This is a genomic window from Tenacibaculum aiptasiae, assembly GCF_965221665.1.
GTDB lineage: Bacteria > Bacteroidota > Bacteroidia > Flavobacteriales > Flavobacteriaceae > Polaribacter > Polaribacter aiptasiae.
This window is the reverse complement of the sequence record NZ_CBDCSN010000002.1, coordinates 2,107,172-2,121,892: the sequence shown is the minus strand read 5'-3', so window position 1 is coordinate 2,121,892 and position 14,721 is coordinate 2,107,172. Positions and strand designations below refer to the sequence as shown.

The following is a 14,721-nucleotide window of genomic DNA, read 5'->3' as shown; positions in this document are numbered from 1 at the left end:
TACACTAAATGGTAAAATGTCCATAAATACCCTCTTTTTGTACACCTATAAAAATATCCAGCGCTTGTAGTTTTGCAATATAAATACAAGACTTATGGAAAATATTAAATTTGAAGTTATCATAATTGGAGGCGGTCCTGCTGGACTAAGTGCAGCATTAGTACTAGGAAGAAGTAGAGTAAATACACTTATTTTAAATACCGAAAAAGCTAGAAACTTTGCAACTACGCTTTCTCATACTTTTTTAACACAAGATGGCAAACATCCAACAGAAATTTTTAAAGCTGCCAAAAAAGACATAGACAAATACCCTTCTTTAACATACAAGAAAGAAAAGGCTATTGATATTAAAAATTCATCAAATGGTTTTATTGTAGAAACAGAAAATGGCACTTATAATTCCAAAAGAGTAGTTATTGCTTCAGGCTACAGAGATGATGTAGAAGGCTCTGGAATAAAAGGACTTTATGATGTTTATGGAAAATCGGTATACCCCTGCCCTTTCTGCGACGGATATGAATTAGCAGATAAGAAATTAGCAGTATTTGGAGGTGCTGAAATTGCTCCTTTCTTTTCAACAGTAGTTACACATTGGTCTAATGATGTAATACTTTTTACTAATGGAGATATGATTCCTGATAAAAAATTTGTTTCTGAATTAGAACGAAAAGGAATACAAGTGTTTCAAGACAAAATAAAAACATTGCATTCAATCGAAGGTAAACTTCAAAAAGTTGAACTAGAAAATGGAAAACTTATAGAAAGAGAAGGCGGCTTTTATAGAGATATGAAAGTTGTAGAAAACACCAATTTCGCTCAACAATTTAATATTCCTAGTGAACCTGGGCATTTTGGATTAACAAATTATATTGTTGATGAAAATAGAGAATCTAACGTAAAAGGACTTTACATTATTGGAGATGCAAGAACAGGTTGGAGTGGAATAGCACCTTCTGTTGCTGAAGGTTACGAACTAGGAGCTTCAATAACAGTTCAAATTTCACAAGAAAATTGGAATAACAAATAATCATCTATTATAATATCGTATGAAAGATTTTTGGAACGAAAGATATAATGATAATGAATGGGCATATGGTAAAGCACCTAATACCTACATCAAAGAAAAACTACCATTATTTAATGCAGGAAAAGTGTTATTTCCTGCAGAAGGAGAAGGTAGAAATGCAGTCTATGCAGCTACACTAGGATGGAACGTTTCTGCTTTTGACTACAGTTTAAAAGGCAAAGAGAAAGCGGACAAGCTGGCGCAACTTAATAATGTTACCATCAACTATAAAGTTCAAGCATTTCTTGATGAAAAATACAAGCAAGATGAATTTGATATGATTTGTCTCACATTTGTTCATTTTGAACCTAAAATTAAAGCTGAAATGCATAAAAGACTCAATAGCTACTTGAAAAAAGGAGGCTATATTATACTAGAAGCATTTAGTAAAGAACATCGAGAAATTAATAAAAAGAACCCAAAAGTTGGAGGACCATCAAGTGAAGAGGAAATGTATTCTCTTGAAGAAATTAAACGTGATTTTTCCAATTATGAAATCATTGAATTAAAAAACAAAAACACCTATCTTCAAGAAGGACTGTATCATATAGGAAATAGTGCTGTTATTCGATTTATTGGGAAAAAGAAGTAAGTGTTCAATTAAATAATTGTATTTTATAGAAGTTTAAACATTGTAACCGTGAGAAAAAAGGAATTTACAGATTTACCTATTAGAAGTTTTGAAGACAATGCTTTTACACCGAAACAGGTTTCTAAATTTGAAATAGATAGAATGACTGGAGAGAATAATGGTAACCAAATCATTGTTGAACCTCATCGACACGATTATTATCATATCATGTTTATAAAAAAAGGGATAGGCAAACATTCTATCGATTTTAAAACTTATGATATAAAACCCAATATGATGTTTTTTGTTTCTCCTGGTCAAGTACATTCTATAGAAACAAGTATAGACACCGAAGGTTATGTAATTTCATTTGACTCTGGTTTTTATCATTTAGGAGACAGCTTTCAAAAACTTTTAGACTTTCCTTTCTTTCATTCTATAAGTAACTCTCCTATTATAAATATAGATAAAGAAAACACTAAAATTCAAGCTGCTTGGGATGAACTATATGAAGAATATAATGCTAGTACAAACGATAAAAACAATATTTTAAGAGCTCTTTTTGAAATATTACTTATTAGATCTTCTAGAATATACGATTCTCCTACAGAATCTGAAAAACCAGCTTATTTAACCTATCAATTAAGAAAGTTAGAAACATTAATAGACAGGCATTTTAAAGAACTTCGATTATTAAATGATTATGCCGATTTAATGCATATTTCTCCAAGACATCTTAATAATTTATGTAAAAAAGGGTTAAACAAAACAGTAATGAACCTTATACATGAGCGTACTTTAACAGAAGCTAAAAGGCTCTTATTATTTACAAACAATTCTATTTCGGAAATTGCATATGAACTTGGGTTTACAGATACCTCTTACTTTATGCGATTTTTTAAAAAACATACATCTTTAACTGCCGATACTTATCGCAACCAAAACAACATAGTATAGTTTTTTAACCCTTTTGTACTTAATTACCTCCTAAAAGTCCATCGTCTGCACTTATAGCTAGTAATAATTTTGTTTATCACTAAAAACAAAATTTGTGAAAAGTAAAATATCAAGTCGAGGTGCTATGGCAGTTGTGATAGCTAATATGATTGGAACAGGTGTTTTTACAAGCTTAGGATTCCAATTAGTTTCAACAAAAAATACATGGAGTATTATACTTCTTTGGTCATTGGGAGCAATTATGGCTATAAGTGGAGCGCTCTCTTATGCTGAATTAGGTACAAAATTAACTCGCTCAGGCGGTGAATACCATTTTTTATCAGTTGTATATAATAAGTTTGCTGGCTACCTCTCTGGATGGGCTTCATTAACTGTTGGTTTTGCTGCCCCTATTGCACTCGCTGCTATGGCAGCTGGTGCATATACAGAAAAATACTTTGGTATAAACGACAAGTTAATTGCTTCTATTCTAATAGTAGTTGTCTCTTTATTTCATATGTTCAATTTAAAAAGAAGTAGTCAATTTCAAAACACTACTACCTTTATAAAAATTCTAGTAATTTTTATATTTATTTCTATTGGGCTTTTCACTCCCTCAGAGACTACTTCATTTGACTGGAGTAATCAATGGCAAAATGAAATCCTACTTCCTTCTTTTGCTGTTTCTTTAGTATACGTTTCCTATTCGTTTTCTGGATGGAACGCTGCAGCTTACATTGTAGATGAAATAAAAAATGTAAACCGCAATCTCCCCATAGCACTTATTGGAGGAACACTTTTGGTAAGTGTTTTTTATATACTTCTTCAAATTGTTTTTCTAAAACAAGCTCCTTTATCTCTACTTGTTGGACAGGTAGAGATTGGGCAAATTGTTGCGGATAATATTTTTGGTAGTATTGGAGGAAAAGTTATAAGTGGTCTCATTGCTTTTATGCTTGTATCTAGTATTAGCGCTATGGTATGGGTTGGGCCTAGAGTAACCAAAGCAATGGCTGAAGATTATCTATTATGGAAATTTTTAAGTAAGACAAATAAAAATGGAATTCCAAATAAAGCAATAATACTTCAAGCTATTATTTCTCTTACAATGGTTTTTACAGGGTCTTTTGATCAAATTTTAACCTACAGTGCTTTCATTTTGCAATTATTCGTTTCATTAACAGTTCTAAGTCTCTTCTTTATTAGAAAAAATGATGATTTATCTGGCTATAAAAGTCCTTTATTCCCTTTACCTCAAATTATATTCCTCCTAATCAGCTTATGGATTTTAATCTACCTACTAGTAGAACAACCTGTAGAATCACTTATAGGTATTGGAATTTTACTTCTAGGAGAATTGAGCTTTCTTTTCAATAAAGCAATAGAATCTAAAAAAATAAAGACTTAAAATAAAATGAAAAATATACCTACTACAAACATTCAAAAATTAAATTCAAAAACAAAAGGGGTTGCACTTGCTATTTTAGGAGCTATTTTAATGAGCTTCGACCCTATTTACATTCGATTTTCTGACGTGAGTGGTTTTAACACCATATTCTTATTTGGGTTATTTACAGCTATTTCAATGTCTATTGTTGTCCAAACTTCAGAAAAACGTAGTATTATTCAAGTTATCAAATCTGATGGCTGGCCACTTATAATTTCAAGTTTATTAATGTTAGGAAGTGCCTCTTCATTTGTTTTAAGTATAAAAAACACTTCCATAGCTAATACTTTTATTATACAAAGTGCTACTCCAGCTGCTGCTGCATTGTTAAGCTGGATTTTATTGAAAGAAAAAACCAACCGTAAAACATGGTTAGCAATATTTTTTGTTGTTTTAGGAGTTATTATTGTTGTTAATGGTTCTTTTGGCACAGGAAATTGGAAAGGAGATTTACTAGCTTTAATATCCGTATTCTGTGTGGCCTTAATTTTCACACTACTTCGTAAATATCCTAACGTTAATAGACTAGCCCTTGTTGGTTTAGGAGGTTTCTTCTTAGCTTTTGTAATGTTTTTCTTTGCAGAACCTTCTACATTTTCATTAAACACATGGCTAATTATGGGAGCAATGGGATTAATTACAGCTCCTTTAGGTAGAGTTTCTGGTATGATGGCTACTCGATTTATAAAAGCTTCTGAAGTATCCTTAACACTAATGCTACAAAATGTTTTAGCTCCAATCTTAGCATTCTTTTTCTTTAGCGAAATTCCAAATAAAGAAAGTATCATTGGTGGAGTAATTATTTTAACTGCTATCATATTATATACCATCAGCTTAATAAGAGAATCAAAAACTTACAAATAGTAATACTTTCTAATTATTTGAAAAAACAATCTTCAATTCTCTTAAAACTGTAAAAAAGTACATAATAAACCTACTTTTTGAAACAAAGAGAATTTTACAAAAAATAAACCTTTGTATCTCAAAACATAAGAACAATATAACATGAAAAAAACAAAGAGTAAATTAACAATCCCCAATCTTCTTTGTCTTGTATTAATAACATTTACTGGTGTAAACTGTAATGCTCAAAAACATGGTAAACATGGACATCACAAACATTTACCAGCTAAAGAACTTGCTAAACATCTAGATGCAAAAGATAGAGATAGCTGGCAAAAGCCTAAAGACGTTCTAGCGCTAATAGGTGACTTAAAAAATAAAAAAGTATTAGATATTGGTGCTGGTACTGGCTATTTTTCTTTTAAAATGGTAGATGCAGGAGCTAATGTAATTGCTGCAGATGTTGATAATGATTTTATAGAAATACTAAACCATAAAAGGAAAGAAAGAAAGGTTTCTTCTAAAGCAATGGAAATTAGAAAAATTCCTTTTAGTACACCTGATTTAAAAAAGGAAGAAGTAGACATCGTATTAATTGTAGACACTTATCATCATATAGAAAATAGGGTTGATTATTTTAAAAAGGTGAAGTTTGGAATGCAACCAAATGGCAAACTAGTTATAGTTGATTACAAAAAAGATAAATCAATTACCGATGGTCCATCATATGAGATGAGAATTAAAGAATCTGATGTTATTCAAGAATTAAAAAAAGCTGGTTTTGTCGATTTTAAAATCAATAGTAATTTACTTTCTAAACAATACATAATAGAAGCATTTTTAATTCCACAAAAAAAGGTATCTGAAGCTGAATTTTTAAAAGCATATTTCAATAAAGAATATGCCAAAAATGAATACTTATATGGTAAAAAACCTGACAAATATTTAGCAAAAATATTACCTCAACATAAACCTGGTAAAATATTATTTCCTGGTGAAGGAGAAGGTAGAAATGCAGTTTTTGCTGCCAAACTAGGATGGGATGTTACGGCTTACGATTATAGTATTGAAGCTAAGAAAAAAGCATTAAAATTAGCAAAGGCAAATGATGTAAATATTAAATATACTGTACAAGATATTGTAAATGCTTCATATCCTAAAGAATCTTTTGATGCTATAGCTTTCTTATTTATTCATTTTGCTGGACAAGAGCGCATTGATATAAACAAAAAGATGGATAAGCATCTTAAAAAAGGAGGTCTTTTAATTATTGAAACTTTTAGTACAGACCATCCAAAAATTAGCAAGGAAGGACCACAAGAGATTCCTTATCTGTATGATAAAGAAAGTATTTTAAGAGATTTTCCAAATTATGAAATCATCGAATTAAAAGTTGAAACAGACACTTTACTCGAAGGTAATAAAGACGAACTAAAAGCCTCAGTATTAAGATTTGTAGGTAGAAAAAAATAGGTTTAATTATTGATAGCCCCTTTTTGAAAGTTCATGTGGTATTTAACTTTACCCATGAGCTTTTTTCATTAACAAAACTTCAACAAGCTTTATTTGTAAAAAAGTACATAAAGAACCAACTTTTGTGAACTAATCAACCTCTCCATGCTCTCTAATTTTGTACCAACAATTAGAAACAAGCAAATATGAAGGTTTATAAGATAATAACAACACTAATAGCTTTTATTTTATTTTCTGTCACAATAAAGGCACAAGATAAATTTAGTCCAAAAGAAGCTATAAATCCCCCAATAGATTTTGAAGCATTTGCTTCTAAAGAAATTTTAAGTATTCAAAATGTCTTTATGGGACCATTAAAAAAAATGGAAAAGTTTAGCGTTTTTAATATGCTTACATATTCGCAGTTTTATGAAGATAAAAATGTTGTGTTTGTTGGTTCCACCACACTAAACTATGAAGTGGCTAAAAACCTTAGTATTTCAGGAGGAATAGCAACAAACTCTATTGATGGAATTCATCCAATTTTAGGTATAAATTATGCTTATATAAATAAGGAAATGTTACTAATCCTAGCTCCATCTATTGATTTAATAGACGACAAAAGTCTTGAGGCACTTTTTATATATGAATACAAACCTCGTTTATCGAAAAAAACCAACTTATATACCAGAATTCAATTCTTATATAATCATAACATAAGACAAGATACTCATAACAGAAGCTACCTTAACTTAAGACTTGGAGTTAGTTTTAATAATATTTCTATAGGAATAGGTTCAAATCTAGATGCCTTTGGACCATACAAAATCAAAAAAGAAAACCACGGTTTATTCGCTAAGTTTTTGATTTAAAAACAACATCAACAGTAAAACTTAACAAGAAAAATAACATCGAATTATGAAGCAAGAATCTTTAAATCATTTTATAAAAGAATTATCAAAAGTATGGGGACCTCTAACTTCAGACTTAACTAAAAAAAGTAAAGAACTAGTAGAAGAACTAACTCAAAATTGTATTGGAGAAAGTTGGGTTGATCAACTACTAAAAGAACAACTTCCATTTAAAGAAATATATAGAAGTGAAGAACACGGATTTATATTAATGGGACATGTAGAAAAGAAAGGAGACTTTAGCCCTCCACATGATCATGGAAGTGGTTGGGTAATTTACTCAACGGTAATTGGTCAATCCAAAATGGGACTTTTTAATCGTGTTTTTCATCCCGATGGCACCATGGATATAGTCCAAAAAGACGACTATATTTTAAACGCTGGAGAATGTAATGTATATCTGCCAGGAGATATTCATGATACTTATACTCTAGAAGACAACACTCTAATGCTGAGACTTACAAGCTGTGATTTTTTACAAGAGCTAAAAGAAGGAAGATTAGTTAGATATACAAACAATCATAAAAAATGGTAGTCTTTATATTAAAGTTATTTCATTATTAATAATATTAGAAAAACTCATTTTTAGTTTGTAAACAACTATAATTAGTTAGATGATAGGGTAATAGTTGTTCTAAAGCTCATGTCGTATTTAACGATACGTATGAGTTTTTTGCTTTTACTGAAAATATATTTTTTTGTGTAAATTCGTAGTTATGAGACTCCCTAATTGTTTCAACTAAACGTACACAATATGAAAACACTTCAACAATGGTTTGATGATTATGCAGTTAGCCATCAAAACGAAACAAACATTACGATACATTTTATTTGTGTTCCTGCAATATTTTTTAGCATTGTAGGAATATTCATGAGTATTCCTTCTCAATTTTTAAGTAATTTATTGCAATTAAACAATCCATTTGTTGAAAACTGGGCTACCGTAGCTTTGGTACTCGTATTAATTTTTTACTTAAGGCTATCTTTTTCAATGTTTCTAAAAATGTTAGTTTTTTCTATTCTATGTATTGTAGGAAATTTCTACTTAGGGAAATACGTTCCGTTACTTTATACTTCAATAGCTATATTCGTAATAGCATGGATTGGTCAGTTTTACGGACATAAAGTTGAAGGAGCTAAACCTTCATTTATTAAAGATTTACAGTTTTTATTAATTGGTCCAGCTTGGGTAATAAAAAAAATGTTTAGTTAAAATTAAACAACTATATTTTCCTAGAAAGTCTCTTAGCAATGTTTGTTTTAGTAAAACAGAATATTAAGAGATTTTCTGTAAATTCGTGGCTATGGAATTACTTTTTTTAGGCTTGATAGGCGGTGCTGTAGCCTCATACTTTATTTTTCAAAAATTTTCTTCGGTTAGTAAAAGAAACCTAACAGAAAAACAATCTGTTGTGCTATTAGATAAAATTAAGAAGGTATCAAAACTAATTACAGTTGAAGGAGAATTTGCTGAAATTTATCATCATGAAAACACCAAAGAAAAATTCCTTGGTTTATTTACTAGTAAGAAAAAGGCAATTATACTAATTAATGCTAAAGTTCATATTGGTTTTGACTTTAGAAAAATTGTTGTGCAAACAGATACTAAAAAAAAGACATTGGTTTTATCGGAATTCCCTAAACCTGAAGTTTTTTCTATAGAGCCTAACCTTCGGTTTTATGATATTCAAAATGGTTTGTTAAATAAGTTTAGCTCAGAAGATTTAACCGAAGTTAATAAAGAAGCTAAGGAACATATACTTCAAAAAATTCCAGAAAGTAACTTAATGCAAACTGCTAATAAAGAAGCTTTAGATGCTATTACTCTTATGGAGAATTTAGTTGAAACTATTGGATGGAAGTTAGATTACAGTGCTTTAGAATTACCTTCAGAAAATCAAAAGCTTATAGAGTAAATATAACATTATTGCTAATATTAAGAGGGACAAAAAAATGATAACTATTTCTACAGACAAAAACCTACTTCAAATTGATGTAATTCATTCTTTTTTAACCAATTCATATTGGGGAAAAGGAAGAACTTTGGCTCAAGTAGAAAAAACAATTGAAAACTGTTTCTGTTTTGGAGTGTATAAAAATGGAGAACAAATTGGTTTTGCAAGAGTGGCTACGGATTATACTGTTTTTGCTTATCTGATGGATGTTTTTATTTTACCAGAACATCGAGGTAATGGATATTCAAAAAAATTAATTGCTACTATAACACAAGCAAAAGAACTAGAATCATGTGGTACCTGGATGTTAAAAACTAAAGATGCTCATGGTTTATATACACAATATGGTTTTACCGAATTGAAACAACCCGAAACAGTACTCGAACGTATTTTGAAATAAATTATGGATATAGAACAACTAAGAGATTATTGCATTAATAAAAAAGGTGTTACGGAACATTTCCCTTTTGATGAGGTTACTTTAGTATTTAAAGTAATGAATAAAATGTTTGCTTTAGTAGGCTTGGATAGTTGGGAAAAAGGAGACACTAAAATGAATTTAAAATGCGATCCAGAATGGTCGTTAGAACTTAGAGGAGAATACGATAGTGTAAATCCTGGTTGGCATATGAACAAAAAACACTGGAATACAGTTCATTTAAATAACGATGTTTCAGATAAGTTTGCTTTTGAACTTATAGATCATTCTTATGACTTAGTTGTAAAAAGTTTGACAAAAAAATTACGAGAAGAACTTCATAATTCATAATGAGATGAAAAAGAATGAACTTCGAGAGATTTACAAACAAAAAAGAAAAAGTTTATCAAAATCAGAAATAGAAAATTTTGAACAAAACATTTACACTCAACTTTTCGAAATTGACTTTTCTACCTATAAAAACATCCATATTTTTCTTCCTATAGAAAAACAAAAAGAAATTAACACCTACCCCATTGTTGCCTTTTTAAGAAAACAAAAAAAAACAATTATTATTAGCAAAAGTGATTTTAAAACTAACACTTTACAACATTATATTTTTGACAACTCAACCACATTAGAAATTAATAAATATGGAATTCCAGAGCCTATCAACGCTATTGAATTCGATGTTAAAAAAATAGACCTCGTATTTGTTCCGTTATTAATTTCTGACGAACAAAATTTTAGAGTTGGTTATGGTAAAGGGTTTTATGACCGCTTTTTATCAGATTGCAAAAAAGATGTTTTTACTATTGGGCTTAACTTTTTCAAGCCAATTGATAAAATTGAAGACCTCAATAAATTCGACTTTCCGTTAAATAAAATCATATACCCAAAATAAAAAAACCTGCTTCTATAGCAGGTTTTTTAATATCTATTTCATCTAAAAATTATCCGTTCATAGAAATTAAGAACTCTTCGTTATTTTTAGAGAATTTAATTCTTTCGTTAATAAACGACATCGCTTCTACTGGGTTCATATCTGCTAAATACTTACGTAATACCCACATACGCTGTACTGTTTTATCATCTAATAATAAATCATCACGACGTGTACTAGACTTAATTAAGTCAATAGCTGGGTAAATTCTACGATTAGCAATATTACGATCTAATTGTAATTCCATATTACCAGTACCTTTGAATTCTTCAAAGATTACCTCATCCATTTTAGAACCAGTTTCAGTAAGTGCTGTAGCTATAATAGTTAATGAACCTCCGTTTTCAATATTACGAGCCGCTCCAAAGAAACGTTTTGGCTTGTGTAATGCATTAGCATCAATACCTCCCGATAATATCTTTCCAGATGCTGGAGCAACAGTATTATATGCTCTTGCTAAACGAGTTATCGAATCTAATAAAATAACAACATCATGACCACATTCCACTAAACGCTTTGCTTTTTCTAAAACTATATTTGCTACACGTACATGCTTATCTGCAGGCTCGTCAAATGTAGAAGCCACTACCTCTCCACGAACATTACGCTTCATGTCAGTAACCTCCTCTGGTCTTTCATCAATTAATAAAACAATTTGATATACTTCAGGATGATTTGCCGCAATGGCATTAGCAACATCCTTTAATAGCATTGTTTTACCAGTTTTAGGCTGTGCTACAATCATACCACGTTGCCCTTTTCCTATAGGAGAAAATAAATCGATTATTCTTGTAGATAAAGAACTACCTCTTTCTGCTAAATTAAATTTATCTTCAGAAAACAAAGGAGTTAAATGTTCAAATGCTACACGATCTCTAACTATATTTGGACTTAATCCGTTTATTTTTGATACTCTAATTAAAGGAAAATACTTCTCTCCTTCTTTTGGTGGACGTACATTTCCAAGAACAGTATCTCCAGTTTTTAATCCAAATAATTTAATTTGAGATTGAGATACATAAATATCATCAGGAGACGATAAGTAATTATAATCTGAAGAACGTAAGAAACCATATCCATCAGGCATCATTTCTAATACACCTTCACTTTCAATAATTCCATCAAACTCAAAATCAGGATCTCTATATTTATTCCCACTCTTGTGGTGTGGTTTATTAGAGTTTTGGTTTTTATGCTTATTCCCTCTATTATTTCTTTGTTGCTGCCTGTTAGCATTTGAATGCTGGTGCTGTTTTTTGTCTTCAACAGGTTGCTGTTTAGCTTCAGAAGTTTGCTTTTTTTGTGCAGCTACTGGTTTTTTAGCTTCAACAGGTCTCTTTTTGGCAGTATTTTCTTTTTTAGTTTCAGTTTTCTTTTCAACAGCTTTTGCAGGAACCTCTACTTTTTCTTTTTTAGTTTTAGCTTCTGTTTTTTCTACAACTTTCTTTTCAACCTGCTTCTTATCAGCAGTTTCAGTTTCAGTCTTAGCTATTCTTTTTCTCTTAGTCTTTTCAGCTTTTGGCTTTGCTTCATTAGCACCGGCCTCAGCTTGTGCGTCTAAAATCCTATAAACTAAATCTAATTTTTTTAACTGACTTACTTTAGTTAAACCAATAGTTTTAGCTATGGCTTGTAAGTCTGTTAATTTTTTAGTTTTTAATTCCGAAATTTCGAACATTCGTAAAAATAATTAAGTTATATAATTCTTTTATTTATAGAAAAGAATTGAATTTTATTAAGTTTTTTAATGATTGCTATATTATATAGGGGCTATATAATAGTTTAATGCGCGGTTACTTATACGACAAATATATACAAATATTTTAACTTGTAATATTTCTTTTTAAAAAAAGAAATATTACATTTGCTACCCCAATAAAAAACATGATACAAAGAATACAATCTATATATTTATTACTAACCGCAATTATTTCTGGTGGTTTAACTTTTGTATTTAGTCTATGGACTAATTCAAAAAACAATACTCCTATATATATTATGGATTTATTTTCTGGAGTTTCTATATTAGAAAACGTAACTCCTGTATTATTTTTTACTTCAGCCATATTAGCTATTGTAACTTTGTTTTTATTTAAGAACCGTCAGTTACAATTTGTATTAGGGCGCTTAAACATATTGATAAACCTTTTTTTATTAGGGATATTGATATATCTATCACAAACATTATCTGGAGAAGCTTTAGTTTCTGAGAAAGGTATTGGGATGTTCTTTCCTGTCATTGTTATTTTGCTGTTAGTTTTAGCAAATAAAGCCATTAAGAAGGATGAAGATCTTGTAAAATCTGTAGATAGATTACGATAAACCTAACATCTTAGTATATTTAGTGCGAAAAAACCGAGATTCTTAATCTCGGTTTTTTATTTTTGTTATATACTCACTCCTTGAGTCTTAGAAATTTAAACGTTAAAGAAATGTTAAAGAAAATAGGGTTAACCCTAATCAGATAGGGAAAACCCTGAGATACGTTTAGGGGTATTGAGTATTGTACACACCGCTTATATACTATAGATTTGTAAATGTAACAACGATGGATTACAAGATAAAAGTTCACATAGCTGATGACCATAAAATCTTAATTGATGGAGTCATCGCTTTATTAAATACCGAAGACAATATTGAAATTGAAGGCTATTCCTTAACGGGAAGACAAGTAGTCAATTGGTCGGCTAATAACCATGCAGATGTTTTGGTTCTAGATATTAATATGCCAGAAATGGATGGTATTGAAGTTTTAAAAACGTTTAAACAACGTAATACAAAAATTAAAACAATAATACTTTCAAGTCTAAGCGATCCGAAATTAGTACAAGAAATGGTACTACTAGGCGCTAACGGATTTGTAGACAAAAGCTGTGCTAGCGATCATATTATAGATGCAATTAAGACTGTTTATAATGGTGTTCAATATTTTAGTGATGATATTAAAAGTAAATTACTAGAATTATATATGTCTGAATCTAAAGCTGAAGAGCAAGAAGCACCTCATAATGATTTGACGGAGAGAGAGGTTGAGGTTTTAAAGCAAATAGCTTTAGAAAAAAGTTCAAGTGAAATAGCTGAACATTTAAAAGTAAGTATTAAAACGGTAGAAACGTATCGTAGAAATCTATACAAAAAATTAAAAGTTAAAAATGTAGTAGGTTTGGCGATGTACGCTGTAAAAAACAACATAGTATAGGTATAGAAACCCTTCAATTATTTTTCTTTAATCCCCCAAATAAAAGAAAATGTCCCCCGCAATCTATACAATACACTTTATGGTGTGCGTCGCTAATAACTATCTACTTTATATAAAATATTAAAACATAGCGGTGTACGTGTTTGCAATAACACAAATTAGAAAAACCCTTCATTTTGTTTTCTTTATACCCCCTAAAATAGAGCGTCCCCCGACACTATCTATATTTAGTACACCGCTTTTTCTTTTCACCCCCTTAAATAACATAACAATTTAAAACATTACATCATGAACAAAATCACTCCATTTATCCTAGCATTAAGTATCATTCTTGGATCTTGTTCTTCTAATGAAAATGAAGGTCTTATCAACACACAAGAGAAATTATTAAAATCGTATACCCTAAAAAGAGATGCCAATGGTGCATATTCTATTGATTTTAATACTACTAACAATACAGATGTCACTACAGTTAAGAATGTAGACTCATCAAATGAAATTATCTTATCAGAAGCTAATCATAATACAGCCAGTAAACACAGTAATGACTTCGCTATACAAAATGACCAGTTAAAAATTGGTTTTCTAGAATCTAACAGAGGTAAGAGAACAAAAATCTCAATTGAAGATGAAAACATTACCTTTGCTAAAGGTGGAGTTACTGAATTTTTAAACTCATATAGCATAACAAAAAATGTAGATGGAACTTTTCAATTAAACTTTAAGGTTAATGACAATGTAACTACAAATTTTGTTTATAACGAAGAGATAGAAACATATGAAGTTCATTTAGCTAGTGGCAAAGCCGAGCAAACTGATTTCTCAAGAACTATTAATATTTCGCCTGAAGATATTTTAAAATTAGATTTTGTAAATTACAAATACTTAGGAAAGAATGAGTCATTAACTGCTGAAAGAAAACCTAGAGTTGGTATAGACAATGGTGAAGGTGGAAAATTTTTATAAAATGTAAGATAGAA

The 14,721-nt window shown here is 30.1% G+C and carries 17 protein-coding genes; 16 read left to right on the top strand and 1 reads right to left on the bottom strand.

The features are described 5' to 3' along the window. Positions 1 to 94 precede the first annotated feature (94 nt). From ACOQN8_RS10085 to ACOQN8_RS10025, 13 genes are all read left to right on the top strand, one after another. Entirely contained in the window at positions 95 to 1,027 is a 933-nt protein-coding gene (locus ACOQN8_RS10085; RefSeq protein ID WP_420552580.1) for an NAD(P)/FAD-dependent oxidoreductase, read from the top strand. A 19-nt stretch (positions 1,028 to 1,046) separates the two neighbouring features. Next, positions 1,047 to 1,658, top strand: a complete 612-nt coding sequence (locus ACOQN8_RS10080; protein WP_420552579.1) for a class I SAM-dependent methyltransferase — start codon at positions 1,047 to 1,049, stop codon at positions 1,656 to 1,658. Between the two features lie 48 nt (positions 1,659 to 1,706). Continuing rightward, a complete protein-coding gene (locus ACOQN8_RS10075) occupies positions 1,707 to 2,594 on the top strand; it encodes a helix-turn-helix domain-containing protein (RefSeq protein WP_150900823.1) in 888 nt (295 codons plus the stop codon). 94 nt (positions 2,595 to 2,688) lie between these two features. After that, a complete protein-coding gene (locus ACOQN8_RS10070) occupies positions 2,689 to 3,981 on the top strand; it encodes an APC family permease (RefSeq protein ID WP_420552578.1) in 1,293 nt (430 codons plus the stop codon). Between the two features lie 6 nt (positions 3,982 to 3,987). Beyond that, positions 3,988 to 4,884: a DMT family transporter gene (locus ACOQN8_RS10065; protein WP_420552577.1), complete on the top strand. Its 897-nt coding sequence runs from the start codon at positions 3,988 to 3,990 to the stop codon at positions 4,882 to 4,884. Between the two features lie 141 nt (positions 4,885 to 5,025). Continuing rightward, a complete protein-coding gene (locus ACOQN8_RS10060) occupies positions 5,026 to 6,336 on the top strand; it encodes a methyltransferase domain-containing protein (RefSeq protein ID WP_420552576.1) in 1,311 nt (436 codons plus the stop codon). 185 nt (positions 6,337 to 6,521) lie between these two features. Beyond that, entirely contained in the window at positions 6,522 to 7,187 is a 666-nt protein-coding gene (locus tag ACOQN8_RS10055; RefSeq protein WP_420552575.1) for a hypothetical protein, read from the top strand. Positions 7,188 to 7,233: 46 nt separating this feature from the next. Further along, positions 7,234 to 7,761: a hypothetical protein gene (locus tag ACOQN8_RS10050; RefSeq protein WP_420552574.1), complete on the top strand. Its 528-nt coding sequence runs from the start codon at positions 7,234 to 7,236 to the stop codon at positions 7,759 to 7,761. A gap of 219 nt (positions 7,762 to 7,980) precedes the next feature. Further along, a complete protein-coding gene (locus tag ACOQN8_RS10045) occupies positions 7,981 to 8,439 on the top strand; it encodes an Mpo1 family 2-hydroxy fatty acid dioxygenase (protein ID WP_420552573.1) in 459 nt (152 codons plus the stop codon). Positions 8,440 to 8,530: 91 nt separating this feature from the next. Beyond that, the gene (locus ACOQN8_RS10040) at positions 8,531 to 9,142 is read left to right on the top strand and encodes a DUF4230 domain-containing protein (RefSeq protein WP_420552572.1); all 612 of its coding nucleotides are present in this window, start codon (positions 8,531 to 8,533) and stop codon (positions 9,140 to 9,142) included. A gap of 37 nt (positions 9,143 to 9,179) precedes the next feature. Further along, complete coding sequence (locus ACOQN8_RS10035) at positions 9,180 to 9,581, top strand: GNAT family N-acetyltransferase (protein ID WP_420552571.1); 402 nt, start codon at positions 9,180 to 9,182, stop codon at positions 9,579 to 9,581. A gap of 3 nt (positions 9,582 to 9,584) precedes the next feature. Further along, positions 9,585 to 9,950 carry an MmcQ/YjbR family DNA-binding protein gene (locus ACOQN8_RS10030; RefSeq protein ID WP_420552570.1) on the top strand — a complete coding sequence of 122 codons (366 nt, stop codon included), beginning with the start codon at positions 9,585 to 9,587 and terminating at the stop codon, positions 9,948 to 9,950. A gap of 4 nt (positions 9,951 to 9,954) precedes the next feature. After that, on the top strand, positions 9,955 to 10,503 hold the full coding sequence (locus tag ACOQN8_RS10025) for a 5-formyltetrahydrofolate cyclo-ligase (RefSeq protein ID WP_420552569.1): 549 nt from the start codon (positions 9,955 to 9,957) through the stop codon (positions 10,501 to 10,503). A gap of 49 nt (positions 10,504 to 10,552) precedes the next feature. On the opposite strand, the gene rho is transcribed toward ACOQN8_RS10025, so the two are convergent. Continuing rightward, a complete protein-coding gene (gene rho / locus ACOQN8_RS10020) occupies positions 10,553 to 12,220 on the bottom strand; it encodes a transcription termination factor Rho (RefSeq protein ID WP_420552568.1) in 1,668 nt (555 codons plus the stop codon). Positions 12,221 to 12,426: 206 nt separating this feature from the next. Between rho and ACOQN8_RS10015 the strand changes: the two genes are divergently transcribed. The 3 genes from ACOQN8_RS10015 (at position 12,427) to ACOQN8_RS10005 (ending at position 14,707) form a co-directional block, all read left to right on the top strand. Further along, positions 12,427 to 12,864, top strand: coding sequence for a DUF4293 domain-containing protein (locus ACOQN8_RS10015; protein WP_420552567.1), 438 nt, complete (start codon positions 12,427 to 12,429; stop codon positions 12,862 to 12,864). A gap of 226 nt (positions 12,865 to 13,090) precedes the next feature. Continuing rightward, a complete protein-coding gene (locus ACOQN8_RS10010) occupies positions 13,091 to 13,741 on the top strand; it encodes a response regulator (RefSeq protein ID WP_150900810.1) in 651 nt (216 codons plus the stop codon). A gap of 288 nt (positions 13,742 to 14,029) precedes the next feature. Next, positions 14,030 to 14,707, top strand: a complete 678-nt coding sequence (locus tag ACOQN8_RS10005; protein WP_420552566.1) for a hypothetical protein — start codon at positions 14,030 to 14,032, stop codon at positions 14,705 to 14,707. The last annotated feature ends 14 nt before the right edge of the window (positions 14,708 to 14,721 follow it).

Coding starts and splice junctions, on each gene's coding strand:
- ACOQN8_RS10085 (WP_420552580.1), top strand. CDS start 95: ATGGAAAATATTAAATTTGAAGTTATCATAATTGGAGGCGGTCCTGCT.
- ACOQN8_RS10080 (WP_420552579.1), top strand. CDS start 1,047: ATGAAAGATTTTTGGAACGAAAGATATAATGATAATGAATGGGCATAT.
- ACOQN8_RS10065 (WP_420552577.1), top strand. CDS start 3,988: ATGAAAAATATACCTACTACAAACATTCAAAAATTAAATTCAAAAACA.
- ACOQN8_RS10060 (WP_420552576.1), top strand. CDS start 5,026: ATGAAAAAAACAAAGAGTAAATTAACAATCCCCAATCTTCTTTGTCTT.
- ACOQN8_RS10055 (WP_420552575.1), top strand. CDS start 6,522: ATGAAGGTTTATAAGATAATAACAACACTAATAGCTTTTATTTTATTT.
- ACOQN8_RS10050 (WP_420552574.1), top strand. CDS start 7,234: ATGAAGCAAGAATCTTTAAATCATTTTATAAAAGAATTATCAAAAGTA.
- ACOQN8_RS10045 (WP_420552573.1), top strand. CDS start 7,981: ATGAAAACACTTCAACAATGGTTTGATGATTATGCAGTTAGCCATCAA.
- ACOQN8_RS10040 (WP_420552572.1), top strand. CDS start 8,531: ATGGAATTACTTTTTTTAGGCTTGATAGGCGGTGCTGTAGCCTCATAC.
- ACOQN8_RS10035 (WP_420552571.1), top strand. CDS start 9,180: ATGATAACTATTTCTACAGACAAAAACCTACTTCAAATTGATGTAATT.
- ACOQN8_RS10030 (WP_420552570.1), top strand. CDS start 9,585: ATGGATATAGAACAACTAAGAGATTATTGCATTAATAAAAAAGGTGTT.
- ACOQN8_RS10025 (WP_420552569.1), top strand. CDS start 9,955: ATGAAAAAGAATGAACTTCGAGAGATTTACAAACAAAAAAGAAAAAGT.
- rho (WP_420552568.1), bottom strand. CDS start 12,220: ATGTTCGAAATTTCGGAATTAAAAACTAAAAAATTAACAGACTTACAA.
- ACOQN8_RS10015 (WP_420552567.1), top strand. CDS start 12,427: ATGATACAAAGAATACAATCTATATATTTATTACTAACCGCAATTATT.
- ACOQN8_RS10010 (WP_150900810.1), top strand. CDS start 13,091: ATGGATTACAAGATAAAAGTTCACATAGCTGATGACCATAAAATCTTA.
- ACOQN8_RS10005 (WP_420552566.1), top strand. CDS start 14,030: ATGAACAAAATCACTCCATTTATCCTAGCATTAAGTATCATTCTTGGA.